Origin of the sequence: Litchfieldella qijiaojingensis, from assembly GCF_014651875.1 — a bacterium.
In the GTDB taxonomy this organism is placed as follows: domain Bacteria; phylum Pseudomonadota; class Gammaproteobacteria; order Pseudomonadales; family Halomonadaceae; genus Litchfieldella; species Litchfieldella qijiaojingensis.
The window spans coordinates 97,101-121,861 of the sequence record NZ_BMXS01000014.1; the positions used below are offsets into that span (position 1 = coordinate 97,101).

General features: G+C 59.8%; 27 protein-coding genes and 1 pseudogene. 18 read left to right on the top strand and 10 right to left on the bottom strand.

The window, feature by feature from the left end; genetic code table 11:
* Window positions 1-34 precede the first annotated feature (34 nt).
* Together IE093_RS14000 and IE093_RS14005 are read left to right on the top strand one after the other, a co-directional pair.
* A complete protein-coding gene (locus IE093_RS14000) occupies window positions 35-1,255 on the top strand; it encodes an AAA family ATPase (protein WP_189470223.1) in 1,221 nt (406 codons plus the stop codon).
* Window positions 1,252-1,749: a hypothetical protein gene (locus IE093_RS14005; protein ID WP_229803588.1), complete on the top strand. Its 498-nt coding sequence runs from the start codon at window positions 1,252-1,254 to the stop codon at window positions 1,747-1,749. Before IE093_RS14000 ends, IE093_RS14005 begins: the two co-directional genes overlap by 4 nt.
* Window positions 1,750-2,199: 450 nt before the next feature.
* Here IE093_RS14005 and IE093_RS14010 read toward each other — a convergent pair whose 3' ends face one another.
* Both IE093_RS14010 and IE093_RS14015 read right to left on the bottom strand, forming a co-directional pair.
* Entirely contained in the window at window positions 2,200-3,087 is an 888-nt protein-coding gene (locus IE093_RS14010) for a carbon-nitrogen hydrolase family protein (protein WP_189470225.1), read from the bottom strand.
* A 10-nt stretch (window positions 3,088-3,097) separates the two neighbouring features.
* Window positions 3,098-4,474: an APC family permease gene (locus tag IE093_RS14015; protein ID WP_189470227.1), complete on the bottom strand. Its 1,377-nt coding sequence runs from the start codon at window positions 4,472-4,474 to the stop codon at window positions 3,098-3,100.
* Between the two features lie 233 nt (window positions 4,475-4,707).
* Between IE093_RS14015 and IE093_RS14020 the strand changes: the two genes are divergently transcribed.
* Complete coding sequence (locus tag IE093_RS14020) at window positions 4,708-5,514, top strand: helix-turn-helix domain-containing protein (protein ID WP_189470229.1); 807 nt, start codon at window positions 4,708-4,710, stop codon at window positions 5,512-5,514.
* Between the two features lie 89 nt (window positions 5,515-5,603).
* Here IE093_RS14020 and IE093_RS14025 read toward each other — a convergent pair whose 3' ends face one another.
* The 7 genes from IE093_RS14025 to IE093_RS14055 all read right to left on the bottom strand — a co-directional run bounded on the left by IE093_RS14025 (window position 5,604) and on the right by IE093_RS14055 (window position 12,373).
* The gene (locus tag IE093_RS14025; protein WP_189470231.1) at window positions 5,604-5,954 is read right to left on the bottom strand and encodes a VOC family protein; all 351 of its coding nucleotides are present in this window, start codon (window positions 5,952-5,954) and stop codon (window positions 5,604-5,606) included.
* A gap of 353 nt (window positions 5,955-6,307) precedes the next feature.
* Window positions 6,308-6,832, bottom strand: a complete 525-nt coding sequence (locus IE093_RS14030) for a YgjV family protein (protein WP_189470233.1) — start codon at window positions 6,830-6,832, stop codon at window positions 6,308-6,310.
* Window positions 6,833-7,023: 191 nt separating this feature from the next.
* Window positions 7,024-8,331 carry a TRAP transporter large permease gene (locus IE093_RS14035; RefSeq protein WP_189470235.1) on the bottom strand — a complete coding sequence of 436 codons (1,308 nt, stop codon included), beginning with the start codon at window positions 8,329-8,331 and terminating at the stop codon, window positions 7,024-7,026.
* Window positions 8,331-8,870, bottom strand: a complete 540-nt coding sequence (locus IE093_RS14040; protein ID WP_189470237.1) for a TRAP transporter small permease subunit — start codon at window positions 8,868-8,870, stop codon at window positions 8,331-8,333. Before IE093_RS14040 ends, IE093_RS14035 begins: the two co-directional genes overlap by 1 nt.
* A 71-nt stretch (window positions 8,871-8,941) precedes the next feature.
* Window positions 8,942-9,922 carry a TRAP transporter substrate-binding protein gene (locus IE093_RS14045; protein WP_189470239.1) on the bottom strand — a complete coding sequence of 327 codons (981 nt, stop codon included), beginning with the start codon at window positions 9,920-9,922 and terminating at the stop codon, window positions 8,942-8,944.
* Window positions 9,923-10,010: 88 nt separating this feature from the next.
* The gene (locus IE093_RS14050) at window positions 10,011-11,543 is read right to left on the bottom strand and encodes a class I adenylate-forming enzyme family protein (RefSeq protein WP_189470241.1); all 1,533 of its coding nucleotides are present in this window, start codon (window positions 11,541-11,543) and stop codon (window positions 10,011-10,013) included.
* Window positions 11,544-11,611: 68 nt separating this feature from the next.
* Window positions 11,612-12,373, bottom strand: a complete 762-nt coding sequence (locus IE093_RS14055) for an enoyl-CoA hydratase/isomerase family protein (protein WP_189470245.1) — start codon at window positions 12,371-12,373, stop codon at window positions 11,612-11,614.
* Window positions 12,374-12,548: 175 nt separating this feature from the next.
* On the opposite strand from IE093_RS14055, the gene IE093_RS14060 reads away from it, so the two are divergent.
* The 11 genes from IE093_RS14060 to IE093_RS14110 all read left to right on the top strand — a co-directional run bounded on the left by IE093_RS14060 (window position 12,549) and on the right by IE093_RS14110 (window position 21,861).
* Window positions 12,549-13,301, top strand: a complete 753-nt coding sequence (locus IE093_RS14060; RefSeq protein ID WP_189470247.1) for an IclR family transcriptional regulator — start codon at window positions 12,549-12,551, stop codon at window positions 13,299-13,301.
* A 122-nt stretch (window positions 13,302-13,423) separates the two neighbouring features.
* Window positions 13,424-14,257 carry an AraC family transcriptional regulator gene (locus IE093_RS14065; protein WP_189470248.1) on the top strand — a complete coding sequence of 278 codons (834 nt, stop codon included), beginning with the start codon at window positions 13,424-13,426 and terminating at the stop codon, window positions 14,255-14,257.
* A gap of 59 nt (window positions 14,258-14,316) precedes the next feature.
* Window positions 14,317-14,931, top strand: coding sequence for a LysE family translocator (locus IE093_RS14070; protein ID WP_189470249.1), 615 nt, complete (start codon window positions 14,317-14,319; stop codon window positions 14,929-14,931).
* Window positions 14,932-15,115: 184 nt separating this feature from the next.
* Complete coding sequence (locus tag IE093_RS14075) at window positions 15,116-15,919, top strand: AraC family transcriptional regulator (RefSeq protein WP_189470250.1); 804 nt, start codon at window positions 15,116-15,118, stop codon at window positions 15,917-15,919.
* A 266-nt stretch (window positions 15,920-16,185) separates the two neighbouring features.
* Window positions 16,186-16,401, top strand: a complete 216-nt coding sequence (locus IE093_RS14080) for a hypothetical protein (protein WP_189470252.1) — start codon at window positions 16,186-16,188, stop codon at window positions 16,399-16,401.
* 237 nt (window positions 16,402-16,638) lie between these two features.
* Window positions 16,639-17,979, top strand: coding sequence for a radical SAM/SPASM domain-containing protein (locus IE093_RS14085; RefSeq protein WP_189470254.1), 1,341 nt, complete (start codon window positions 16,639-16,641; stop codon window positions 17,977-17,979).
* A 16-nt stretch (window positions 17,980-17,995) separates the two neighbouring features.
* The gene (locus IE093_RS14090) at window positions 17,996-18,733 is read left to right on the top strand and encodes a 2OG-Fe dioxygenase family protein (protein ID WP_189470256.1); all 738 of its coding nucleotides are present in this window, start codon (window positions 17,996-17,998) and stop codon (window positions 18,731-18,733) included.
* Entirely contained in the window at window positions 18,733-19,464 is a 732-nt protein-coding gene (locus tag IE093_RS14095) for an AzlC family ABC transporter permease (RefSeq protein WP_189470258.1), read from the top strand. Before IE093_RS14090 ends, IE093_RS14095 begins: the two co-directional genes overlap by 1 nt.
* The gene (locus tag IE093_RS14100; RefSeq protein WP_189470260.1) at window positions 19,461-19,772 is read left to right on the top strand and encodes a hypothetical protein; all 312 of its coding nucleotides are present in this window, start codon (window positions 19,461-19,463) and stop codon (window positions 19,770-19,772) included. The genes IE093_RS14095 and IE093_RS14100 overlap by 4 nt, the downstream gene beginning before the upstream one ends.
* Before the next feature lie 299 nt (window positions 19,773-20,071).
* On the top strand, window positions 20,072-21,064 hold the full coding sequence (locus IE093_RS14105; RefSeq protein ID WP_189470262.1) for a Kelch repeat-containing protein: 993 nt from the start codon (window positions 20,072-20,074) through the stop codon (window positions 21,062-21,064).
* Between the two features lie 170 nt (window positions 21,065-21,234).
* Complete coding sequence (locus tag IE093_RS14110; protein WP_189470264.1) at window positions 21,235-21,861, top strand: glutathione S-transferase family protein; 627 nt, start codon at window positions 21,235-21,237, stop codon at window positions 21,859-21,861.
* Window positions 21,862-21,894: 33 nt separating this feature from the next.
* Here IE093_RS14110 and IE093_RS14115 read toward each other — a convergent pair.
* Window positions 21,895-22,104 (bottom strand): annotated as a pseudogene (locus tag IE093_RS14115) (ATP-binding domain-containing protein); the annotation flags it as partial.
* A gap of 363 nt (window positions 22,105-22,467) precedes the next feature.
* Between IE093_RS14115 and glnA the strand changes: the two are divergent.
* From glnA to IE093_RS14135, 4 genes are all read left to right on the top strand, one after another.
* Window positions 22,468-23,880 carry a type I glutamate--ammonia ligase gene (glnA, locus tag IE093_RS14120; protein WP_189470266.1) on the top strand — a complete coding sequence of 471 codons (1,413 nt, stop codon included), beginning with the start codon at window positions 22,468-22,470 and terminating at the stop codon, window positions 23,878-23,880.
* A 34-nt stretch (window positions 23,881-23,914) separates the two neighbouring features.
* Window positions 23,915-24,079 (top strand): FmdB family zinc ribbon protein, encoded by a 165-nt coding sequence (locus IE093_RS22930; protein ID WP_027947616.1) that lies wholly within the window; start codon window positions 23,915-23,917, stop codon window positions 24,077-24,079.
* A gap of 98 nt (window positions 24,080-24,177) precedes the next feature.
* On the top strand, window positions 24,178-24,483 hold the full coding sequence (locus IE093_RS14130; protein WP_189470267.1) for a pyruvate formate lyase family protein: 306 nt from the start codon (window positions 24,178-24,180) through the stop codon (window positions 24,481-24,483).
* Between the two features lie 84 nt (window positions 24,484-24,567).
* The gene (locus tag IE093_RS14135) at window positions 24,568-24,759 is read left to right on the top strand and encodes a hypothetical protein (protein ID WP_189470269.1); all 192 of its coding nucleotides are present in this window, start codon (window positions 24,568-24,570) and stop codon (window positions 24,757-24,759) included.
* Window positions 24,760-24,761 lie beyond the last annotated feature (2 nt).

Here is a 24,761-nt window from a genome sequence, read left to right on the forward strand (position 1 = left end):
AGAATTCGGTTGACTGCTGCTGAGAAGCCCCTGAATGAAGCTCAAGTACCTGACATTGGAGAACTTTCGCGCCAAGCCATCGTTGTCGATGAAGCTGGGGCAGCGTCTGACCCTGTTGATGGGGGCCAATGGCAGTGGCAAGACGACCTTGCTGGATGGTATTGCCATCGGGCTTGGCGAGATCCTGACCTACCTGCCGAGCGTATCCGGCATGACCTTCAAGAAGCAGGGCGACATTCATCAGCGGGATAACCATCTGGCGCCCTATACCCGAATTACCCTGGAGACCTCTCAAGGCCTGGCCTGGGACCGATTGCAAAGGCGCGATAACAGCAGGAAGACGGCTGGCGAGATTCCCCCGGGGCTCGGCGTCAAGGCACTCAAGCAGCATCTGGATAATACCGTCATCGATCCCTGGGCAGCCGGTGAATCCTTCGAGCTGCCTGTATTCGCTTACTATGGCGTCAGCCGCGCCCTACTGGATCTGCCCTCGAGTCGCAAGGGCTTTCCCAAGTCCCACGAACGCTTCGATGCCCTGGCCAATGCACTGAATGCCGATACGCGCTTCAAGTCGGCCTTCGTCTGGTTCTACAACAAGGAGAACGAGGAGCACCGGCTGCAGAAGCAGCACAAGAGCTTCGACGTAACCCTGCCTGAGCTGGATGCCGTACGCCGCGCCATCATGCGGCTGTTCCCCGACCTCTCCGAGCCGCATATCGAGCTCAATCCGCTGCGCTTTGCAGTCAAGCAGCAGGGGGAATGGTTGAACATCGCCCAACTCAGCGATGGCTATCAGACGCTGCTGGGGTTGGTCATTGACCTCAGCTCACGCATGGCGATGGCTAACCCTCACCTGGATGATCCGCTGGCGTCGGAAGCGGTGGTAATGATCGACGAAGTCGATCTTCACCTGCATCCCGAATGGCAACAGCGGGTGGTGGGTGACCTGCTGGCAACCTTTCCCAACACCCAGTTCATCGTCACCACCCACAGCCCCTTCATCGTCGAGGCGCTCAACAACCATCTCAAGCGCAGCCAGATCGACGGCTTGGAGATCCCCAGCGATGATATTCGGTCGCTATTGCCGTTGTCACCAGAAGAGGTGGCTGCCTATTTCATCACGCCTAGCGACGCCCACTCGCTGATGGCCCCCGACGTGGGGCTGCTCGACGACAAGCTCCTTAGCCACTTCAACGATATCAATCGCCTCTACGATGAGATGCGCGATATCCAGTGGGAGCATCGCGCTTCATGAATCTTGGGAAGTACCAGAACTGTGCTTGTCGGAAGATGGGTAATACCCAGCCGCTGTGCCTCGAGGTACTGACGCTCGGTGAGCAGGGCAAGCAAGTCCGTCTGATGCCCAAGGCAGGGGAGCAGGCTGTCGCGGTGGTACTCGATGGCTGCGTATTGTGCGATAACCAACCAAAATGTGATGGCCTTTTCCTGTGGCAGGGCAATCAACGCAACGCCGCCGTACTGGTCGAGTTGAAGGGTGCCGGTGATATTCCCCACGCCTTCGAACAACTGGCCTATATGCAGCGTTATCGACAGGAATATCGGGAGTTAGTGGACTATCTGCATGTCGAAGCCCGCGGGCGCGTGATGGAAAAGGCCGTTGTCGTTACCAATGGCATGCTTTCCAAGCCGGAGCGTGAGCGGCTGGAAGACCATCATGGTATTCGGGTGATGGCAGTGTTGCACTGCGAGGCGACCTCACCAATTCCCGACTTGCGTGATTATCTGTAGTCGATGATTGTGCCCTCAACCTCCATCTCCACCATCCGATGGCTGCTGCAAACTGTGGCTGTAGTAGCCGCCTTGCCAACTGAATGACTGCTTAGTGGGTCTGGAAGAGCCGCCGCATCCATGTCTCCCCGATTGACACTTCCTCGCGTTCATAGAGAGGCTAAGGGCAGCGCCGCATAGGCGTCCCCGTCCACGGAAAGGGCTGCGCCCATTGCTTCATATCGACTACTCCATACGACTCCCAGCCTGGCTGGCGGACACAGGCGCATGGAGGGAATCGTATGACCACTCATCCCCGGCGAGACGCCACGTAACACGGCCGCTTCAACCTCGAACAGCAGCGCAAGCGCGCCACGGAGCTGCTGCCTCATCAGGTGCATCCGCCCAGAATAGTTTCGAGAACCTGGACCTTGATGGTGACGGCCGAATTTCCCGAGAAAGGTTGGTCGTTCATCGCCCCGGCTTCCATTGGCGTGGATCGATCCGGCCCTCGTACATTGGCAGTTCCAGTACTGGGTCGTCTTCTCGGAATTGCGACCATACGCGGTTCAAGCCCGCAGTGCCGAAGGTGCGCACACGCTCCACCTCATCCAGGTTCAGAACATCGGTGAGGATGCCAGAGGTCGCCCCCGGCATCCGCGTGCGGACGTGGCCTTCGGGGTCGACGATGAGGCTCTGGCCCTCGCCGGAGGGCGTGGCCGCGTTCGCGCTGACCATGAACACCTGGTTGAAGATGGCATTGGCCTGCACCAGCACCTGCTCCTGGGCGCGGTCGCAGGTGGAGGTGGCGACCTGGTTGATGACCACATCGGCCCCTAGCCAGGCCAGTTGCCGTACCACTTCGGGAAACCAGATGTCGTAACAGATCGCCAGGCCGACCCGACCTACCCCGGGAATATCGAACACCTCGAAGCGATTTCCCGGCCGATAGGGCTCGTAGGGGCGCCAGGGGAAACACTTGCGGTAGGCTGCCACCCGCTCGCCTTCGGGCGAGTACACCGGTGCGGTGTTGTACAGGTGGCCATCCTCGCCCCGTTCGCAGACCGTGCCCGGCAGCAACCAGATACCCAAGTTGCGGGCGATACGCGCCAGATGCCGGTTACGGGGGCCGTCGATCGGTTCGGCGGCGGCTTCCAACTGCGCACGTCGCTGCTCTGGGGTGCCGGTGGCACCACAGAGATGGATCTCCGGGTAAACCACCATCCTTGGTTGTTCGAACTCGGGCCCGAAGTCGCTCAAGTGCTCAGCCAGCTCGGCCTCGAAGTCCCGTAGCTCGGCGTCCATGCCGGGCTGACGGGAGGCTTCCTGGACCAGCAGGACGGGCAAGTATCTTGGCATGGGGGCTCCATTACAGGTTAGCTTTCACCGAGGCAGGCGCCGGCTCAGGTTCTGATTCGTCAAAGTCGACTTCCGGCGGTTCACGACGGAAGAAACGGGTCAGGTAGATCAGCTGTGCCAGCCCGATCGAGAGCCAGATCAGCCCCAGGATCACCGCATTGATGTCCAGCTTGCTCATCAGCCAGAGGTTGACCAGGGCACCGATCAGCGGCACCACCATGCCCTTGAGGACACCATAGCGGCGCCTGGCATCCTCGTCGTTGCTGACCAGGAAGATCACGGAAAGGTTGACCATGGTGAAGGCGATGAAAGCCCCGAAATTGATGAACGAGGCGGCGGACAACACATCCAGGAACAGGGCGATGATGCCGATGGCGCCGGTCAGCACGATGCTGAATACCGGGGTGTGGAAGCGCGGATGCAGGGCACCGAACAGCTTGCGCGGCAGTACCGCATCCCGCCCCATAGCGAACAGCAGGCGTGAGGCACTGGCCTGGGCGGCCAGGCCGGAGGTGAATTGCGCCAGCACCATCCCGGCCAGGAAGATGGCCCCGAACAGGTCCGCGCCAATGGTCCTGGCAATCTCGAATGCGGCGGAATCGGCGTTGACGAAGTTGCTGCCCGGATGCGCCAGCTGGGTGGTGTAACCTACGAGCACGTATATGCCACCGCCGATCAATGCGGTGAGCATGATTGCCCGCGGAATGTTGCGCTTGGGCTCGATGGTCTCTTCGGTCAGGGTGGTGACGGCATCGAAGCCGAGGAAGGAATAGGCCGCCACCGCTGCGCCCGCGGCAATGGCAGTAAAGCCGGCATCGTCACCGACAAACGGCCCCAAGCTGAACAGGGCGTCGGCGCCGCCGGTCGCGAACACATGGCGCACCGACAGCAGCACGAAGAAGCCGATGACCAGTATCTGGAACATCATCAGCAACGAGTTCACCTTGGACGCCAGCTTGATGCCGTAGACATTAAGGAAAGTGGTGATACCAATGAAGCCCAGCAGGAAGATCCAACTTGGCACTTCCGGGAAGCGCGCGTTCAAGTAGGCGGCGCCAATCAGCCAGATCACCATGGGCAGGAAGAAGTAGTCCAGCAGCACGCTCCAGCCCACCATGAAGCCGACCCGCGAGTCGATGGCCTTGCGCGCGTAGGTATAGGCAGAACCCGATACCGGGTAGGTGCGCGCCATGATGCCGTAACTGTACGCCGTGAATAGCATGGCAACGGTGGTGATGAGGTAGGCCGTGGGCACAGCACCGTTGGTGGTGCTGGCGATCACGCCGAAGGTGCCGAGCACGATCAGCGGCGTCATGTATGCCAGACCGAAAAGCACCACGGCCTTCAGGGATAGAGTTCTCTCCAGTTTGATATTGTTTTCCGACATGATCCGTCTCCAGTACACGTTGACGCCGACGCCGGGCACCTGCCAGGCCGGTACGACGCGTTAAGATGGCAGGCATGGCCTCCACGAATGAGCAGCTCAGTCCCGCAGTTGCCGGTGTTACATGGGCCCGGCTAGACTGCGATATGTAGTAACCACTCTGTTTACAACGTTATTGAGCGGGCGACGGGGGGTATATAACCCCAGCGTGGTATGGTTTTGCGGGCTTGGAATAGGTGAAACACAGCGAACACGACGAGGCTCTGGCCAATACCATCAAGGCCTTGGCGACATCCGAACTGCCCCGTCAGCTCTCCGCGTTGGTGCGGGGGCTGGCCGCCTTCGACAATCTGATCATCATTGCCTATCACGGTGAACACCGACCGACGGTGCTCTACAGGGAATATACCGATCCGGTGGTCTATCTGCCGATGGACAACCAGTACTTGGGCGGGGCCTATCTGCTGGATCCGTTCTACCACGAGCATCTCAAGGGCGATGTGCAGGGCGTAAGACGGTTGATGGATGTGGCACCGGATCACTTCCGGCGCACCCATTACTACAACAACTACTATAAGCAGACCACGCTACTCGATGAAGTAGCGGTCTTTGCCACCATTACTGACAACATTACGCTAACTGCCTGCTTCGGCAGGGACCGTTCCAGCGGCAGCCCCTTCGGCAAGCGCGAGATCCAGGCCCTGCAGCGACACGAGATGAGCCTCAGCGCCCTGCTGGAGACGCATTGGCGGAACTACCGTTCCGAGGATGCCGCCGGGGCGTCATCGGCGCCTCTAGAGAAACGCCTGCGCGAGGCCTTGGAGCAGGAGCACGGCATCCGGCTGAGTCCGCGCCAGGCCGAAGTGGCCCTGTTCATCCTGAGGGGGCATTCGTCCCTGGCCATTAGCCTGCACCTGGAGGTCAGCACCCAGACGGTAAAGGTCTTCCGCCGCCAGCTCTACGCCAAGTGCAACATTTCCTCCCAGGCGGAGCTGTTCGCGCTGCTGATGCCGTTGTTCGCGCGGCTGACCGCACATGGCTGAGCCAAGGTACATGAACGGCAATCTCTCTATCGCCTGGCTGCTCTCATCGTCGATCCACGCGGTGGCACCCCCACTACAGGGCGCCTTCTTCATTCGTGCTGCAAGATATTGATGAGCTTCCCGAAAGGATCGCGAACATAGAATCGCCGCACGCCCCAAGGCTCGCTTGCGGGCCCATACTCGATAGGCACGTTCGCCTCTTCGAACCTTGCCAAGGCCGCTTCGATATCATCCACTTCGATGGACAGATCGGGCACAGGAGTCCCTGAGCCGCCCTCGGTACCGAAACTCACCTGAACGGTCATCTTTTCATCCGAGCCGTACGCACGAAACCAGCCGTGATCCATCAGCAACTCGAGGCCCAGTATGTCTCCGTAAAAGGCTTCCGCCTTGCTGAGGTCCGACGTCGGTGTGTTGGACATGATGCGTTTGACTTCCATGTGCCACCTCGATTGTTATTTTGCACTCCTGAACGTAGTGGCATCGCTTCGGTCGTGCCACTCGAATGACCCAAAAGCCGTTGTTCATGCATAAGTCGACGTCTCGCCCTGATGGACCTGGGCTGGGCCATCCTAGAAGGGCGTCGTTCCTGGCTCGAGCATACCTCTGCCGAGCGCTGGGTGGGCGGCACTCGGATTTCGCCACGCCGTAGAAGCGGAGGGTTTGTGCGCTAATCCCGGCTGACGCCTGCGACGATGCCTAGGCAGGCGAGTATATTGACTTGAACGCGCAGACACGTTCATCTGGATAACGGAGCGCGCCATCTAATCATTGCTCGGCGCCAGCCGCTTCCTTACGCCGTACACTGCAGCCGAGCGTCGCGCCTCAAGCGCAGCATGGTGATGACATTGGTCAGGAAGATCAGGCTTTCGGCGACCGTGCCGCCGATCGAGCCTGCCAGCAGGTTGCTGATGACCCAGCATACGGCCGCCACGGCCAGGGCGACGCGCATGGGTATTCCGCGCAGCATGAACATGCCATAGGTGCCCAGCAGCCCTGCGGCCAGGGCCGGGATATCCCGTGGGCCGCTCCATGTCAGAGCGGCCACCACCAGCGTGGCGAGCAGCATCCACGCCATGACGGCGCGGTGGCGCGGGAAGCGGCGCACCAAGGCGATGCGCAGCACGATCAGTGCCGAAATGCCTGCGGCCACCCAGCTCTGGAAGAGAGCGAACTGCGTGGCGAAGGCGACATTGGCGAACAGCAGCAGGACGAACAGCCGGTCGTCGCGCTTGCTGGCGAATGCCACTATGCACAAGGCCAAGGCCACCAGGCTGACGCCCTGACCCAGCAGCCATCTCAGGCTGAACTCTTCCATGAATCATCCCTTATCGAGGTTAAGGCGAAGTTGGATCCTGGCATGCTAGCACGGCAGTGACGCCATTGGCGGCAGCCCCTCGTTCATGGTATTCACCGCTGCACGGCTCACTTCAGCGCGAGGGTCAAGTTCACCCCCATGTTCCGCACGCCCCCAAGTCAGGGGGCGTGATGACAACGGCCAGGATCGGGTCACATCGTAGCCTCATTCATATAGCCAGGCAGAAACGTTGCCAAGCCGGGGAAGGCAATCAGCAACAGCGCCATGAGAGCCATGATCAGGAACATCGGCGCCGCCGCTTTGGCGATGAAACCAAGACTGTGGTTGGTCAGGCCTTTCATGACGAAGAGATTGAAGCCTACGGGGGGCGTTATCTGGGCCATCTCCACCATGACCAGGACGAAAATACCGAACCAGAGCAGATCGATGCCGGCCGCGTTGAGCATGGGCGTGACGACTGCCATGGTCAGCACCACTGCCGAGATACCATCGAGAAAGCAGCCCAGCACGATATAGACGAGCATCAGCGCCACCAGGAGCATGAAGGGAGAGAGATCCAGAGACCCCACCCACTCGGCGAGGCCGCGCGGCAGCCCGGTGAACCCCATGGCCAGCGTCAGGAACGAGGCGCCTGCCAGTATCAGGGCGATCATGCAGGAGGTCTTCGCTGCCCCCATCAGGCTTTCCACCAGCGAGGAAAAGGTCAGGCTGCGTTGTATGGCGGCAAGCAGCAGGGCACCGACGACCCCGAGGGCGGCGGCTTCTGTCGCCGTAGCGAGGCCGGAGTACATCGAGCCGATCACGGTAATGATCAACAGCGCGACAGGAATCAGCAGGCGCGATTCATAGAGGCGATGTTTCATTGTCATGGCCGGCTCTTTGACAATATTTGGCTTTTTAAGGATTCCCCAGGCCACGACATAACCCATGAACAGCGCGGCCAATATCAAGCCAGGGAGTATCCCCGCGATAAAAAGCTTGGGGATGGACTGATTGGTAATGACGCCATAGACGATCATTGTCAGCGAGGGGGGAATCATCAGGCCAAGGGTGGAGGCGCCGGCCAAGGTCCCCACGCTCATGAAATCGGAATAGCCACGTTTGCTGAGCTCAGGCATGGACATCTTGCCTACGGTGGTCAGCGTGGCGGCGGAAGAGCCAGAGACCGCGGCGAACAGGGTGCAGCCGATGACATTGGTATGCATCAACCGCCCAGGCAGCCAACTGAGCCAAGGGCTTAACCCGCGGAAGAGACTTTCTGAAAGTCGTGTGCGGTAAAGGATTTCTCCCATCCAGATGAATAGAGGAAGGGCCGTGAGCGTCCAGCTCGTCGATGACGTCCAAAGCGTGCTGTACATCGAGGCCCCGATCGGGCGGCCAGTGAAAAACGCGATGCACACGATGGCCACCCCGACCAGGGATAAGGCAATCCAGACGCCGGAGCCCAGCAGTAGGAAAAGGATGAGCAGAAGCGCAATGGCCAGTTCAGTGAAATCCATCAAAGACTCCTCACGGGATGGGTTCCGTGGTTATTGGCGCGTGCGGAACGAATCAAAGCGGCCAGGGTGCGCACGAAATGATCGAGTATCGAAATCGTGAAGGCCGTGGAGCCAAGCGCAAGCAGCGACTGGGGTATCCAGAGCGCCATCGCATCTTGCCCTGATGAGACGTCACCAAACCGGTAGGACCAGTAGGCCGCATCGAAGGCATGCCACGTGATGAAGCCGGCAATGCCGCTAGCGACCAGCAGGCACCACACTTCGCCGATGGGACGAAAGCGCCCAAGCCGCTCCACCAGGAGGCCGACGCGGATATGCCCACCTTCATGAAAGGTATAGGCCGCAGCAAGAAAAGTGCTGGCGCCCATCAGGTAGCCGGCATAGTTGGTGGCGCCAGGCAGGGTCATGCCACTCCAGCGCAGCACCACCTGGACGACGATCACGACCAGCATGATGAAAATGCAAAGCGCGGCAAGATATCCGAAGACCCGATAAAGCTTTTCCAGCCATCTGGCTGCACGAGAAGAGGAGGTGTTCATGGGAGCTACCCCTAGTTTCATCCAGCTAAGCGGAGTCCCCATTCCATGGAATGGGGACGTGAATCGTGCTGTCACTGCATTGCACGATATTCCTCTACCAGTTGCTGGCCTTGTTCGCCGGCTTGCTCTAACCACTCCTCCTGCATCTCTTCACCGATACGGGTGAATTCCGCTTGCAGTTCCTCGTTGGGCTGGTTGATCGAGACTCCTTTGTCGCTCAGCCGGTTCTTGAGAGTATCGGTGAGTTCCCTGGCCTGCTCCTCACCGCGCTGCTCGGCTTCTTCGGCAATGGCCAGGACTTCCTGTCTCGTTTCCTCATCGAGGGCTTCCCACCGGTCCTTGTTGACAAAGACATGGCTGAGGACGAGCCAAGCCTTGGCATCGTAGAAGTGGGGGAGGTAGTCCCACAGCTGATGGTTGTAGACGGGGTCTCCGGAGGATATCAGCGACTGCACCATGCCGGTGGCGGCCGCCTGAGAAAGCTCGGCCTCCTCGATCAGGGTCGGCGTCATGCCCATCAGTTCGGCAAAGCGCGCCGTGGCAGTGTTATAGGCTCGGAACTTGAGCCCCTCCGCATCTTCAGGTGAGTCGATCTCTCGGTCGAAAAAGACGCCTTGCGGAGGCCATGGAATGTGATAGAGAAGCTGAAGGTTCTGCTCCGCCATCAACTCGTCCAGCGCTGGTTTGGTTACTTTCCATAGCTGTGCGGACTCTTCAAAGGAATCCGCCAGGAAAGGTACGGAATCGATACCGTAAAGGATGTTCTCGTTCTGATGGGCAGAAAGGACGTGAACGCCAATCTGTGCCTGGTCGCGCTGAACGGCGCGCTTGATCTGATCGCCGGGAAACAGCGACCCGCTCGGATGAACGCGTATGTCCAGCTCGCCATCGGTGGCCTCACGTACCTGGTCGGCGAACCAGCTTACGTTCTCGGTGATATAGTTATCCGACGGTTGCGGAGAAGGAAGGTCCCAAACGTCGGCGTAGGCAAAGCTGTTTACTGCCAGAGTCAGGGTGGTAATGGCGGCAGTCTTGCTCAGTACATGGACCATGCTGTTGGTCTCCTCTTTTCTAGTTGTAGGGCAGGTGGTCGGGTCTTTTCTCTTGTCGTTGTTATCCATTTTGTCCTCTGGTTCATGGTCAATGAAGCCGTTGGCTATCCCAGGCTTCGTGTAGGGTCGTGGGCAGGCAATGCTTGACGATGCGGTGGCTGGGGGTTCGCTCGAACTCATCCACGATGGCGAGATAGCGTGGGCACTGGTAGGAGGCCAGGCGCTCCTTCAGCCAGAGGTAAAGCTCACGCAGCTCGATGACGCGACCGGCCTTCGGCTTCAGGAAGAGCTTGATCTCCTGCTCACCGATGTCGGCAGCGACACCGATCATCGCGCACTCCTCGACATCGGGGTGCTGCTGGGTGACCGATTCCACCTCCCAGGCCGAGACGTTCTCGCCCCGACAGCGCACGCTATCGGTGATGCGCCCGAGAAAGTAGAGAAAGCCGTCCGAATCGAGCCAGCCGCGGTCGCCGGTATGCAGCATGCCGTTTGCTAGCGTCTTCTCCGTGGCCTCGGCGTTGCGGAAGTAGCCATCGAACAGCACGCCAGGCTGCGTTTCACGGACCACCACCTGGCCTGGTTCTCCTGTCGGTACCGGGCGATCCTGTTCATCGTGAATGGCGATGTCCAGCCAGGGAACGGCACGGCCCACCGACCCCGGCTTTCCTTCGGCATTGAAGGTGGTCAGGCTCGAGGCTTCCGTCATCCCGTAACATTCGCGAATCTCGAAGCCAAAGCGATCCTGCAGTGTCGACCAGATGTCGCTTGGACAGCCCCCTCCCCAGGCGATACGTACGTTATGAGTGGTTTCCAGCTCGCTAGGCGGCTGCTTCAGCAATATCTGCAGCACCCCTCCCAGGTAGTGAATGTGGGTCGCGCCGCTGGCATTGACCTGCTCCCAGAAGCGACTGGCGCTGAAGCGCTCGGTCAGGCTGAGCCGCACATCGAAGAACAGCGGCAGCAGTAGCATCTGGGCGCCGCCAATGTGATAGAAGGGCTCCCATTGGAAGAAGACGTCGCCCGGCTTGATCGAGCACAGCAGCTCGACGCTCTTGAGGGCATAGGCCATCATCGCGTGCGTGACGCGTACCCCCTTTGGCTTGCCCGTCGTGCCGGAGGTGTACATCAAGGCGTACAACTCCGACATGGCAGGCGCCGGTGCGTCCAGCCTTTCCCTGCCGTCCAGGTGCTCGGAGATCGTGTCTTCCCCGCCTCCCAGCAGCAGCGTCTTGCCCGTGAATGCCGCCCCGCTATCGACAACGACCGGCCACATGTCGGCATCGGTAAACAGGACCGCGGGATCGCAGTGCTCGAGAATGTACTTCAATCCATTGCCGCGCTGGCGCGCATTGACCGGCACCCAGACGATACCGGCCTTGGCCAGGGCGAACAGGATAGCAATGGCCTCCGGGCCGTTATGCATCATGACCGCGGCACGCTCGCCTGGGCGAATGCCCAACTCCCGGCGAAGGTAGGCTGCGAGTGCCTCGGCCTGACGGTCGAGCTGTCCGAACGTCAGGGGGCGTTGGTCGAAGCTCCCGAACAAGCGCTCCGGCTCGCGTGCCGCTATATCATGCAGAGCGAGAATGAAACTGGGATCGTTTAGGTTGAATATCATAGCAATCCGATTGTCCTTTGCTTCTGACGCGTCACGTCACTCCAGCGACAGTTGTCAGATCTCCATCATCAACCGTTTCGGCGCTTGAGGAAGAGCTCCATCATGCGTGCCGGTTCGCCCGAGGCGTAGGCCTCACCCTGGATGCGAACCCCCGCTTCAAGGCAATCACGAAAGCCGGGCTCGGTGATCTCCTTGAAGCGCTGACGATCCAGGCGCATCGCAACGGGAGGCTTGTCCGCGAGTTCTTCACCCAGCGCCAGCGCTTCCGGCAGAACCTGGTCGGCCGCGACCAGACGGTTGATCAAGCCAAGGGCATGCGACTCGTCGGCATTCATCAGGCGACCGCTCAAGGTCAGGTCGATGGTGCGAGCGAGCCCCAGGTGTTCGCGCATGATCCAGGGGCCGGTGGTGCTGGCGATACCCGAGTTGATTTCGGGCTGTCCCATGCGGACATCGGCATGGGCGATCCGAAAGTCGCACAGCAGGGCCACCTGGAATGCCGAACCGGCCGCCACCCCGTTGAGCGCGGCAATGATGGGCTTGGGGCTGCTGCGCAGCTTGTCGTAGAGCGCTTCCCACTCTCCCACCCAGCTTTTGGCCCGCTCGGCGTCGAAGGACCGGGTCTCGTTGAGATCCTGGCCGGCACTGAAGGCTCGCTCACCCGCACCGGTCAGCACGATGGCGCCGAGCGAATCGTCGTTGGAGAACTCCTCGAGAGCGGCGATGAGCTGCTGGCGCATCTCGCTGTGCCAAGCGTTGAGGACTTCGGGGCGGTTGAGGGTGATGACGCCTACACGGCCTTGCTTGTTGGTGAGGATGTGTTCGGACATGATTGCCTCTCGGTTGTTTGTGTCTTTGTGATTGCAATGCGATCAATGATGATCTACATTTAATCAATGTAGTTGAATAGCGCGCATTGTAAAACCCAAAATCGACCCGAGAAGCGATTTTTCTCACGGAAAGATCAGGCTAGGGAGGGATAAGGCTTTGAATGAAATAGGGAAAGTGGACCGCTTGATGGTCAAGAGCGTGGTAAAGGCGTTTCGGATCCTCGAGGTCTTCGATGCCGAGCATCCGGCGATGAGTGTCAAGCAACTGGCGGAACGCTGCGATATGGACCGGAGTGCGGCGCAACGCTTCGTCCACACCTTGACGCAGCTAGGCTACTTGCAGCGCAATGAGGAGACGCAACTGATCGAGCCCAGCGTACGTACGCTGGATATCGCTGCGCACTACCTCCATGCGCACCCACTGGTCGACAAGGTTCGCCCCTATCTGCTGAACCTGAGCAAGGAAACGGAAGGTTCGGTCAGCCTGACGATTCTGGACGGGCAAGACGTGGTTTATCTTTCTCGCTTGCTGAGCCGCAACATGCTGGATACCGACATCACCATCGGATCGCGCCTTCCGGCATTCTGCACGGCTCCTGGGCTGGCGATGCTATCGCAGTTGGACGAACAGGAGGCTATGGCGGTCCTGGAGCGGACCCAGCGAAAGGCCTACACGCCGAATACCGTGTACGAGGTGCCTGCGATCATGGAGCGCTTGGCCCGATTCAGGCGCCAGGGATACGCACTGTCGGTAGAGGAGTATTTTCTTTCCGACATCTCTATTGCGGTACCGGTACTGGATAGGCACAACCGACCTCGAGCGGCTGTCAGTATCTCGATGTCCCGGGTGCGGAGCATGCCCGAGGAGGTGGAGCAGAACCTCTCGGATCTGTTAATCGCCACGGCACGACAATTATCCAGGCTGTAACGCCTGCAGGCGCTGCCCGCGCAGGGGGCGGCCACATCTTTGTGGTTTCAGCAATAATGTCCAAGCCTGTGGCTTGGGGTTAGGCCTAAGCTATGCCTGAGTGGCGTTCAGGGAGATGTGGCATGGCGAAACAGTCCAGTCAGTTCGACTACTTCAAGAGTCAGCATATTCCCGAGCTTACGGTCCTCCAGGCGGCGCTGAGCGATTTCAGTTATGACCGTCATGCCCATGAGGAGTACGCCTTCGGCGTCACCCTCGCCGGGCGGCAGGATTTCTTCAGCGGTGGGCAGTTTCATCGCAGCCCACCCGGCAACGTCATCCAGTTCAATCCCGAGGAAGTGCATGACGGGCAGCCGGGCGGCGAAAGCACGCTGGGCTATGTCATGGTCTACGTGCCTCCCACCCAGCTCGAGGCGTTGTTTGCCGATGCGGTTGGATGCGAGCGTGCCGGCAGGTTTAGAAGCAATGAGATCCTGATACCGGATCCCGCCCTACGCAGTGCCATCCTAGATCTGGCTCACTTCGTTACCGGTCAGGTGGGCTCACGCATCGATCAGGAACATGCCCTCTACCAAATGGTGACACGCCTCGTTCAGCGTGCCGGCAAGTTCCAGCCGGGCAGTACGGTAAGCCGACCTGATGCCCTGCTGCTGCGAGCCAAGGACTACATCCTCGCGCATCTGGAGGAGGATATGTCGCTGGACGCTATCAGCCAGGCCGCACATCTATCGAAATACCATTTCTTGCGCCTGTTCCGACAACAGTTCGGCATCACCCCGCACCAATACGTCCTCAACTGCCGAATCAATGCCGCGCGTAATGCCCTGGAGGCGGGCGTCGTACCCAATGAGGTGGCATTCCGTTATGGCTTTGTCGATCTCAGCCATTTCAACCGCCGATTCAAGCGCATCTATGGAATGACGCCGTATCAATACCAGCGCAGTGTCACCAACTAAGGAAACGCTTTACTCCGCTTGACAATTTGTTCAGCGCTTCCCCTGAACGAGGTTCCCCCATGTTAGAGATCGTCGCCTATGCCCTGGGCGTCATGTACACGCCTGGGCCAGTGAACCTGCTCGGCCTGAATGCCGGGCTCAATGGGCAGGCCAAAACCTCACTCGGTTTCTATCTCGGGGTGGGGCTGGCCATGTTGGTACTGTTCATGGTGTTCGGCTGGGCCGGTGCGGCCTGGGTACGCGGTGATATGCTCGCCGTGGTTGGGGCGTTGGGTTGCGGGTATATCTTCTATCTCGCCATCAAGATCGCCCGGTCGAGCATCGACCTGAGCGGCGTACGGCAAGCGCCGCGTGTGCTTCGCTTGCGTGATGGCCTGATCATGCAGTTATGCAACCCCAAGGGCGTGGTAGCGACACTGCCGATCGCGACGATCCAATTTCCCGCCGTAGGAATCCACGGCGTCAGCCTGCTGCTCTGGTCGCTCGGACTGGCCGTTCTGGCGGTCGGGGCGCCCGGCAGTTATGCGCTGATGGGGGCCGTTGTTGGGCGACGAATCGAGAACCCGCAAATTCTCAAGGGGTTCAGCCTCGCGATGGCAGCATTGCTGGTGTGGGTCGCGGTTTCCATCGGCTATGAGCACGTTTGGCTACCTCTCGCGTCTGGCGGAAGTTGATGGGGTGCTGCCTCCATTCCGACATTGCTATGCACTCTGGTGTATGGGGCATGCATCTTTGCCACGACGTGACGGCTCAAGGTGCGCTTTGGCTAGGGGACGTTTCGCGAGTAATCTAGCCGGAGAACAGAATTTATTAGAATATCCGAAAGCCAATCAGGGTTCAGAGGGCCAGGGAAGCGAGATGAGCGGTAACCAGGACTGGGCGTTACGTGCCCCACAATCAATGAAGGTGGAGCGCATGGAAGCCTTCTTCTGCGGATATGGCTTCGAGCCGCACCGTCACGACACCTACGCCATCGGTCGGACTCTGGCTGGCGTGCACAGCTTTCATTACCGTAACAGCATGCGTCACAGTTTGCCGGGCGGCACCATCGTGCTACATCCGGACGAACTACACGACGGTGAGGCGGGAACCGATGACGGATTCCACTACCGTATCCTGTACATCGAGCCGGCCTTGTTGCAGCAGGCTCTTGGCGGCAAGCCGCTGCCGTTCATACCTGAAGGGATATCTCGCGATCCGCGCCTGTACGAGGCCTCTCAGACCCTCATGCAGGGCATGGAGTGTCCTATCGATCCTCTTGAGGAAGATGATGCCATCTATGACTTGGCGCAGGCACTGGCCGTGGTGGCGGGTACGCGGCGTGGGCGTAAGACGCTGGATTACACGGCCGCAGAGCGCGCTCGCGAATACATCCACAGCGCACTGGACAGCACCATCACCCTCGAGGAACTCGAACAGGCCAGCGGACGTGATCGCTGGAGCTTGTCGCGTGATTTCCGAGCGCTCTATGGCACCAGCCCCTACCGTTACCTGACCATGCGCCGTCTGGATCATGTGCGTTCGTTGATTATCACAGGGCAGACGCTAACAGATGCGTCCTTGATCGCCGGCTTCTCCGATCAGAGCCACATGACCCATCATTTCACCCGTGCGTACGGCATCACGCCAGCGCGCTGGCTGCGAATGCTACATCGCCACTGACCCGCCGCTGTCCCTGACATCCGTAGTAAACCTGCACGATCTTACAAGACCACTTCGAATACCTCTCTCTAGACTCGACCCATCTCGTCGCAGCAAGAACCGCTTCGTTCGCGCTCGGCTCGCCCGTGTGGAGCGTCTGCACGTGGCCTTGGCCGGTGCCTGCTGCGCCGGTTTGACCTGTTTGGAAAAGGATTCGCACCCGCTTGCGGGTGTTTCACGCGGCGCCTGAATGGTTCGGCGCCACACAACCAAGAGAGGAAAACGGGATGAACTCCATTACTAGCATCTCCACCATCGGCGGGACTGTAGGCGGGACCGTTGGAGGAACCGTAGGCGGAACGGTGGGCGGCACTGTAGGAGGGACAGTCGGCGGAACCGTGGGAGGAACGGTTGGCGGCACTGTGGGAGGAACGGTCGGTGGCACTGTGGGCGGCACCTTTGCTGTCAGTGGCCTGCCGCTCAATGACCGCCTGACCAAGTAACCGGGCGAAGGCGGTGTCCGGCATCGTGACATCGCCTTCGGGTGACAGTCTCCACGGAACCACGGAGCGTGCCAGTTGAAAACCGCAGTTGAAACCGAAGCATATGTCCTGTCCAAGGACGTAGTTCAGACCAGAGTCGGTGAGCGCTTCGCCACATATCACCGACGACTCGGGGGCCTATTCTTTCTGGACGATGCCGCCCAGGAGCAGCTCCTAAGCTTCCAACAGCCACGCCAGGTGCCCATCAGCATTCTTTCCGGCGATGCCGATAACCGCACCGACGAGCTGATCCAACAGCTGATTGCACGCCGCATCCTTGTTCGACCGAGCGACCAACATGCAACACCCACCGCGCCCTCGACGCTGGAGAAGAAGGTCAACATCATTCAGCTTATCCTCGCCAACGCGTGCAATTTCGGTTGCACCTACTGCTTTGAAGGTGTGCAGGGCAAGGAAATGTCCGCTGAAGACGAATTCAACAAGGTCGACACCTCGCGCCTGATTGCCCGCGAAGGGATCAAGGTCAACATCGAGGATTCGATCTATGCGTCGAAGGAGCGCTTCGACCACCAGTACGACCCGAAGAATCGTTCGATGAAGCCCGCCGACGGCATCGCCTACGTCGAGTCGGCGCTCGCGGTGGCACGCTCCGCCGGCGTGTTTGAAGTGATGCTGCAGTTCTTCGGAGGCGAGCCGCTGCTCAACTGGCGCACCATCGAAGCGGTGCTGGAGCGCTTCGGCAACGGCGAGCGCGACGGCATGACGATTCATTACTCGACCGTCACCAACGGCTCGCTGATCACCGACGAAATCGCCGAAACCTTCGCCAAGTACCAGGTCGCTGTATGCGTTAGCTTCGATTCCCCAACCAGCCCAAGCCGGCCATTGAAGAATGGCGAGGACAGCACGCCGGTAGTGATGCAAGGCCTGAAACTGCTGCAGAAGTACAACAATCGCGTGGCGATCAATGCCGCACTGACCTCGGCCACCTGGAGCGACTTCAACGAGTCCATCGTCGACTTGGCGGTAGATGTCGGTGCGCGGGAAATTGGGGTGGTAGTCGACTTCGACCCGACTTTCTACGCCAGCTTCGGCGCCGAGAATATCGTCGAGCGCCTCTGGCGAGTGGTGGAGTATGGACGTAGCCGCGGCGTGGTGCTCACCGGCTACTGGCACCAAATCTTTCAAGTGATGCTGGGCTTCGACAGTGTCAGTTATCGGGGCTTCAAAAACTGCTCGGCCAAGGGGGCGCAATTCAGTATCGAGCCCAACGGCTCGGTGTTTGCCTGCAAGGCCGGTTCTACGCTGCTGGGTGATATCCGCGACGGGGTAAACATCCTCGATTCTGAGCCCTATCTGGAGCACGCCAGCCTACGGCGCGACAACCCAGAGTTCTGTCGCGGCTGCGAAATCGAGGGGTTCTGTGGAGGACTGTGCCTGGGGCCTCTGGAGAAAAAGTACGCGTCGGTCAGTGCCGTCGAGCCCTCGGCATGCGATTTCTACCGTGGCATTACTCGAAAGCACATCGAATCTCTCAAGCCGTACGAAATTGCCACCTTCGACCTCCAACCTACCTGACCCGAGGGATACGTAGATGCATACCCCCATGGTGCAGCCCCAGAAGCTCTTCTCAGCCCACGTCGACTACCTTCGCAAGGGTTACTGCGTGGTAGACATGCCAGTTATGCCGCGCGACGTTCTAGAGTCCTTCGATAATATGCCGCGTGACTTCCACAGCCTCGGTCGTCTACGACAGATCCGCCTGTCGCAGTACATCGGTTTCTGGGATGAGAGCGAATGGGTCTTCGCCGTCCTGCCCCAGCGCAAGTACATCCAGTCAGCGCGCTACATCAAGCTCGAGGAAGCGGGTGGAATCCCCCGTCACCGCGAGCAACTGGAAGTCGATCCATCGCCACTGATTGCTCGTGTGCTAGACAACCTACCGATCGAGCAGCATGAGATGGTTCAGATCAACGTCAACCAGATTCGCGTCACCGCCAACGCTCAATACCGGGGCGTGACAGTACCAGAGGGACCTCATCGCGACGGCCACGAGTACAGCGTCATCGCTGTCGTTCGCCGTGAGAATGTGATTGGCGGTGAGACCCAGGTGATCGATCCGCTGACCAACGAAGTCGTACATCGCCAAGTACTGGAAGAAAATCAGGCAATCATCATCGACGACGAGCGCTATATCCATTATGCCACCGACATTGAGCCGGCGACCGGAGAATTGGGTTACCGCGACATCTGGGTGATCGAAATCAACCGGTGGGAAAACCGTGCCTACGGTCGGGCACATGAACGCGAGGCGATGGCGAGTGGCAGCTAATGAGCGAAGTACAATCGAGCGCAGGTGACGGAGCCGCACCACCATATGGCAGCAGCAAAGCGGCCACGCTGCGGCGAGTGGCTCCAGCGGCGATTGCGGTTGTGCCGGTCAGCATGCTATTCGGCGTGCTGGCCGTGCGCGCTGACTGGTCACTGCTGGAAGTGGTGGCCATAAGCCTGCTGGGCTTCTCCGGCAGCGGGCAGTTCGCCTTGCTACCCCTCGCCGAATCCGGTGCCGGCTTTTTCACCATGCTCCTGGTCACTGCCTCGATCAACAGTCGCTACTTGCCAATCGCCTATACGTCGGCTGCGCGCCTGCCGTCAGCGGCTGGCAAGCGCGCCTGTGTGGCCCACATGCTGGGCGACGAGGCTTATGCCACGGAGCACGAGCGCGATAGCGGTGCCTGCGTGTGGTGGATTCGTGTCACCATCTTCACCACATGGGTGCTGGCCGGGTTACTCGGTGCGCTGCTTGGTCGAGTTATCCCGAGCGCCTGGCTTGGAGCCGACATAAACCTTGGATACCCCGCCAGCGTGGTGCTGATGTACCTGTCAGCCTCGCAGTTGCGAGCCCGACTTTGGAATAAAGAGCAACGGCGACCGGCGGTATTGGCTGCGGCCGCGCTGAGCGCGGGCTTGGCACTGTTGCTCATCCAGTTGTTCGGGCCGGTGTACTTCTGGATACCAAGCATACTGCTTGCGACTGTGATTCTGGGGAGGGCGTGGCCGTGAGCGGGTCGGTACTGGTGGCGATTGTCGCGCTTTTCACTACCAGCTGCCTGGTTCGTATCGCGCCAGCGTTCATCTCGCTGCAGATCGATCCGCATACTCAGCGCTATCTCGAACGTCTGCTGCCGGCCGCTGTGTTCATCAACTTCGCTGTCTACATCCTATACAGCGAGATGGTGCGCGAACCCGTTCCGGCGTTGGTGTCATTGGTGGTGGTCGGTGCCGTCGCCTTTCTCAACCTGCTGGGGCTGATTGGCACCGCCGTGCTCGGTACCACGCTTTATTTCGTGCTGATACGCATTATTGGCTGATGCAGTCTGACCACCGCTCGACGACTTTTTGGACAAAGCTTAGAGAGTTGGCTGTACGCTCTTGCGGTATTCATCGGGTGTCCCGCCGGTCAAGCGACGAAACATGACAGTGAAGGCCGAGGCGCTGGCATAGCTCCGATCCATACCGGTCCCTGGCGATCCAAGGGCCTTCATCGGCAGGACGGAAGAGCCGGCCTATTCTCGCCTGCTAGGCTGAAGGGACATCCCTCGTGGCGCCGCCAGGATGATGCCAGAGCGAGGGGGAAGCATCGAGTGACCGCAACGGGAGGAGGCCGACCATGCCATCCCGAGAGCGCTATTCCATTGGCTGGCTGCTGGGTGCTGCCCTGGGACTATTCCTGGCGGCACCGCTGTCTGCCGATGATGTCCAGGAAGCCTCTGGTGAGTGGAGCCAGATGGCGCCGCTACCCGAACAACGCACCGAAGTCAGCGTGGCCACCGACGGCGAGCGCATCTTTCTCGCCGGCGGCTTCAAGCAGGCAGGCGAGCGCAGCGCCACGGCGCCGCGAACACTCTTCGCCCATGACCCCGGGGACGATCGCTGGGAGGCCCTCACGGAGCTGCCGCGCGGTGTCAATCACGCCGGCCTCGAGTATCACGACGGCCGGCTCTACGTGATCGCCGGCTACGACGAAGCCACCTTCGACCCCATCGACGACTTCCACATCTATGACATCGACGCGGATGAATGGCGCAGCGGCCCAGCGGTACCCACGCCTAGGGGCGCGTTGGCCACGGCTGTGCTCGACGGACGCATTCACGCCATCGGCGGCACCACGTACGGCAGGGAGGATGTCGGCGCCCACGATGTCTACGATCCGCAAAGCGACGAGTGGAGCCAGCTCGCAACTATGCCCACGCCGCGCAACCATCACCGCGCTGCCGCGATCGACGGTCGCATCGTCGTCCTCGCTGGCCGCGACGACACCACCTTTCGCCTGACCACCAACGAGATCTACCTCTCGGAGGAAGACCGCTGGGAGGAGGGGGCTCCGGTACCCAGCGGACGCAGTGGGGTGGCCGTGACGGTGCTGGATGACTGGGTCTACCTGTTCGGCGGCGAAACCTTCGCGCCCGAGGAGCGCACCTTCGACGAAGCGGAGCGTTACCACCCGGAGGAAGATCGCTGGGAGAGCCTGCCCGCCATGCCCACGGCCCGCCACGGCCTGGATGCAGCCGCGGTGGATGGTGCCATCTACGTGATCGCCGGCGGCCCCGAGGCCGGCTTCGCCTTTTCCGACCTCAATGAGCGACTGATCCCCGACGACTGATGCTCCGCCCCTGCAAGGGCGACGCCTCGTACTTCTCGTTTGGTGATCAGGCCCCCCTTCGGTCATAGCTCAAAGGGCGAATTTTGATGGGGTGTCGATTCCACATGCCCCTTTCGACTAGATCAGGAGTCAAGAGAAATAGCGGTGTCTGCAAATCGATGGAGCTGGAAATGATGAAACTATACGGAACACCCCCGACCCGCGCCCTGCGAGTTATCTGGTTGCTCAACGAACTAGGCCTGGAGTACGAGATGCTCCCGGTAAACATCTTGCAAGGTGAGAACCAACAACAAGACTTTCTCACTCTCAACCCTGCCGCCAAGGTCCCAGTGTTGGTCGACGGAAGCCTCGTAGTAACCGAATCGGCCGCGATCCAACTCTACCTGGCTGACAAAAATCCCCAGGCGGGATTCATCCCGGAGACGGTGGAGGATAGAGCCCAAATGTATCGTTGGATTTTCTTCCTGGTGACCGAGATAGAGCAGCCTCTGTGGCGCATCGTCCGTCACACATTCCTTTACCCGGAAGAGAAGCGATTGCCTCAGGATGTCGACCTGGCGAGGCAAGAGTGCGTGGAGATGCTGGCAGTGCTCGAGCGATACATGGAGAAACGCGAGTTCATGGTTGCCGACCGACTCAGCGTGGCCGACTTTAACGCCGCGTATACACTGGACTGGGCGAACGAAGAGAAGATGCTCGACGGCACACCGAGATTGAGAGAGTACCTGAAGTCGATGTACGCCCGCCCCACGGCTCCGCCAACCATCGCCGAGGCGCTCGCGGCGCTGGAAAGCTAGGCCGTCACCGGCGTGACCGGATGATTGCAACCTCCCCAACCCACTCATCCGCATCACCTCCCTGATTACCGCTTCATCCAGCATTCCACGGCCGATTTCCACTGCGGTGAGCCAATGGCGGGCACGGGTGATGCCGGTGTAGACCAACTCGCGGGTGAGGATGGGGTTGGGGGAATCGAGGAGTAGCAGGGTGGTGCGGGGGAATTCCAAGCCCTGGGACTTGTGGACGGTCATGGCGTTGACAACCGACCCCATGCGAGTTCCTGGCCGGCACGGATGGGTTACTGCTCGCGCAAGGTTGCTGCCGCGTATGCCGCAAAGGCAAGGCCTGCGGCGACACCTGCATTAATCGCAACTACACTTGCCGCAAGCCGCAGGGGTGTGTATGTGATGAGTAGGATCTCTAGGGCGTTATTGGCGTTGTGTCGAGAGGAATAGCTGCCACTTCCGGGCTATGCTTATTTATTAGTCTAGAAACCACAGCCTCTGCCGGGCCCTCGAGGCCTTGTGGAGGGTGGCGGGCATTCACCAACCAATGATGCACCGAAAAGAGGCGCGGCGACCTTATCAATGAATCCCCGTATCGATCGGTGAGGGAGGCTTGATATGAATCCGCAGCAAGCCCTTGAGTTCTCGAAAGAGAAGCATTGCGAAATCGTGGACCTGAAGTTTTCCGACATGCTGGGGATGTGGCAGCATTTTTCCATTCCTGTCAGCGAGTTGGATGAAAACGCTTTTGATGCCGGGATCGGCTTTGACGGCTCGTCAATCCGCGGTTGGCAGGCGATCCATGCCTCTGACATGCTGGTGGTTCCGGATCCGAGAACGGCGGTACTTGACCCCTTCACCGAAGTCGCCACCCTCTCCCTGATCTGCGATATCGTGGATCCCGTTACCCGCGACGCGTACAGTCGTGACCCCCGAAATATCGTGCGCAAGGCGGCGGACTACCTGAAAAACACTGGCATCGGGGATGTCGCCTATTTTGGCCCGGAAGCCGAGTTCTTCATCCTCGACGATGTCCGGTATGAACAGAATCAGCGGTGTGGTTACTACTTCATCGATTCGATGGAAGGCCAGTGGAATACCGGGCGGGAAGAGTGGCCAAACCTGGGATACAAGCCGCGGTACAAGGAGGGGTATTTCCCTGTCCCTCCCACGGATTCGCTGCAGGATATCCGCTCTGAAATGGTATTGACCCTGGAAAAGCTCGGCTATCGTATCGAGGCTCATCACCACGAGGTGGCAACGGCGGGACAGGGTGAAATCGACATGCGCTATCTGGCCATCCAGGAAATGGGGGACGGCCTGATGTGGTACAAGTATGTGATAAAGAACGTGGCCCGCCGCCACGGAAAGGTTGTCACCTTCATGCCAAAACCGGTATTCCAGGATAACGGGACCGGCATGCACGTACACCAGAGCCTTTGGAAAGAGGGTAAGCCGCTGTTCGCCGGCGACGGCTATGCAGGTCTCAGCCCTCTGGCCGTGCACTACATCGCCGGCATTCTCCAACATGCCCCGGCCCTGGCCGCGTTCACCAATCCCACCACCAACAGCTACCGGCGCCTGGTGCCGGGATTCGAGGCGCCGATCAACCTGGCCTACTCCAGTCGCAACCGTTCGGCAGCGGTACGCATCCCCATGTATCAGACCAATCCCGAGTCGAAACGGATCGAGGTGCGGTTTCCCGATCCTTCATGCAATGGCTACCTGGCATTCTCGGCAATGCTGATGGCTGGGCTGGACGGGATTCAGAACCGGCTGGAGGCCGGCGATCCCCTCGACAAGGATATCTATTCGCTGAGCCGGGAGGAGTTGGCGAAAGTTCCTTCGACGCCGGCCTCGCTGGAAGAAGCCTTGGAAGCGCTGCGAAACGACCACGAGTTCCTCCTACAGGGCGATGTCTTTACCCAGGACATGATCGAGACCTGGATCGACTACAAGTTGGAAAACGAGGTGTCCGCCGTGCGCCTGCGTCCCCACCCGTACGAGTTTACGCTCTATTTCGATGCCTGATGGAGGCCGCCAGCCTTGATGGAGGTATACGACCATGCCAACGTATCAATACCGTTGCAAGAAGTGTGGAGAGGAATTCGAGTTGAGCGAGCACATGACGGATCACACCAGTACGCAGCACGAGTGCCCGAAATGCAAGAGCAAGCAGGTTGATCAAGTGATGACGCCGTTCTTCGCCAAGACCTCCCGGAAGAGTTGAGGAAAGCACCCTAACAGGCCTCTGCGAATTCCAGGCTGGCACGGATGATGTGTGGCATCACCAACGCCATCAATTCGCTCTACGCGATCAAGTAACTGGTGTTCGACGAGCGGAGTGCGCGCTGCTCCCTGCCGCAGATGTTGCTCGCCCTGCAGTGCAACTGGGGCCAGAACATGGCGGCGCCGTTCTATACCACCCTGGAAGGTGAGCTCAGGCGTGAACAGGATGCCAAGTTCTACCAGCAGTTGCGCCAGTATGCCCTTAAGGTGCCCAAGTTCGGCGTCAGCGACAATGAGAAGCTGAACGCCTTCGCCCAGCAACTGGTGGGGCGCTGCGTCAGCATCATCCACGATAACTTCAAGAACCCGATTCCGGAGATCGCACAGGCCTATGAGCAGCTCTAGCAGCGCTACGGCGGCACGGGGCGGCCCTTCGAATTTACCGTCACGCCTGGCGTCGGTACCTTCGAGGACAACGTCGGGCTCGGCATGGGGATGGGCGCCTCGGCGGATGGACGCCTGGCCGGTCAGCCCACCGCCGATGACTTCGCCGCCGCGCCCTGGCCGGACGATCTGCCCTTCAACAGCCAGGAGAGCGGCCGGATGCTGCCGGTCGCTCTTTTCGGAGGCGCGGTCACCCTTCATTGGCAAGGCCAGCAGCGACTCCTGCATCAACCGTAACC

Excerpts from the sequence above, each read along its gene's own strand:
- IE093_RS14000 (WP_189470223.1), top strand. The coding sequence starts at position 35 with ATGAAGCTCAAGTACCTGACATTGGAGAACTTTCGCGCCAAGCCATCG.
- IE093_RS14005 (WP_229803588.1), top strand. The coding sequence starts at position 1,252 with ATGAATCTTGGGAAGTACCAGAACTGTGCTTGTCGGAAGATGGGTAAT.
- IE093_RS14010 (WP_189470225.1), bottom strand. The coding sequence starts at position 3,087 with ATGCCAAGATACTTGCCCGTCCTGCTGGTCCAGGAAGCCTCCCGTCAG.
- IE093_RS14015 (WP_189470227.1), bottom strand. The coding sequence starts at position 4,474 with ATGTCGGAAAACAATATCAAACTGGAGAGAACTCTATCCCTGAAGGCC.
- IE093_RS14025 (WP_189470231.1), bottom strand. The coding sequence starts at position 5,954 with ATGGAAGTCAAACGCATCATGTCCAACACACCGACGTCGGACCTCAGC.
- IE093_RS14030 (WP_189470233.1), bottom strand. The coding sequence starts at position 6,832 with ATGGAAGAGTTCAGCCTGAGATGGCTGCTGGGTCAGGGCGTCAGCCTG.
- IE093_RS14035 (WP_189470235.1), bottom strand. The coding sequence starts at position 8,331 with ATGGATTTCACTGAACTGGCCATTGCGCTTCTGCTCATCCTTTTCCTA.
- IE093_RS14040 (WP_189470237.1), bottom strand. The coding sequence starts at position 8,870 with ATGAACACCTCCTCTTCTCGTGCAGCCAGATGGCTGGAAAAGCTTTAT.
- IE093_RS14045 (WP_189470239.1), bottom strand. The coding sequence starts at position 9,922 with ATGGTCCATGTACTGAGCAAGACTGCCGCCATTACCACCCTGACTCTG.
- IE093_RS14050 (WP_189470241.1), bottom strand. The coding sequence starts at position 11,543 with ATGATATTCAACCTAAACGATCCCAGTTTCATTCTCGCTCTGCATGAT.
- IE093_RS14055 (WP_189470245.1), bottom strand. The coding sequence starts at position 12,373 with ATGTCCGAACACATCCTCACCAACAAGCAAGGCCGTGTAGGCGTCATC.
- IE093_RS14065 (WP_189470248.1), top strand. The coding sequence starts at position 13,424 with ATGGCGAAACAGTCCAGTCAGTTCGACTACTTCAAGAGTCAGCATATT.
- IE093_RS14070 (WP_189470249.1), top strand. The coding sequence starts at position 14,317 with ATGTTAGAGATCGTCGCCTATGCCCTGGGCGTCATGTACACGCCTGGG.
- IE093_RS14075 (WP_189470250.1), top strand. The coding sequence starts at position 15,116 with ATGAGCGGTAACCAGGACTGGGCGTTACGTGCCCCACAATCAATGAAG.
- IE093_RS14080 (WP_189470252.1), top strand. The coding sequence starts at position 16,186 with ATGAACTCCATTACTAGCATCTCCACCATCGGCGGGACTGTAGGCGGG.
- IE093_RS14090 (WP_189470256.1), top strand. The coding sequence starts at position 17,996 with ATGCATACCCCCATGGTGCAGCCCCAGAAGCTCTTCTCAGCCCACGTC.
- IE093_RS14095 (WP_189470258.1), top strand. The coding sequence starts at position 18,733 with ATGAGCGAAGTACAATCGAGCGCAGGTGACGGAGCCGCACCACCATAT.
- IE093_RS14105 (WP_189470262.1), top strand. The coding sequence starts at position 20,072 with ATGCCATCCCGAGAGCGCTATTCCATTGGCTGGCTGCTGGGTGCTGCC.
- IE093_RS14110 (WP_189470264.1), top strand. The coding sequence starts at position 21,235 with ATGATGAAACTATACGGAACACCCCCGACCCGCGCCCTGCGAGTTATC.
- glnA (WP_189470266.1), top strand. The coding sequence starts at position 22,468 with ATGAATCCGCAGCAAGCCCTTGAGTTCTCGAAAGAGAAGCATTGCGAA.
- IE093_RS22930 (WP_027947616.1), top strand. The coding sequence starts at position 23,915 with ATGCCAACGTATCAATACCGTTGCAAGAAGTGTGGAGAGGAATTCGAG.
- IE093_RS14135 (WP_189470269.1), top strand. The coding sequence starts at position 24,568 with ATGGGGATGGGCGCCTCGGCGGATGGACGCCTGGCCGGTCAGCCCACC.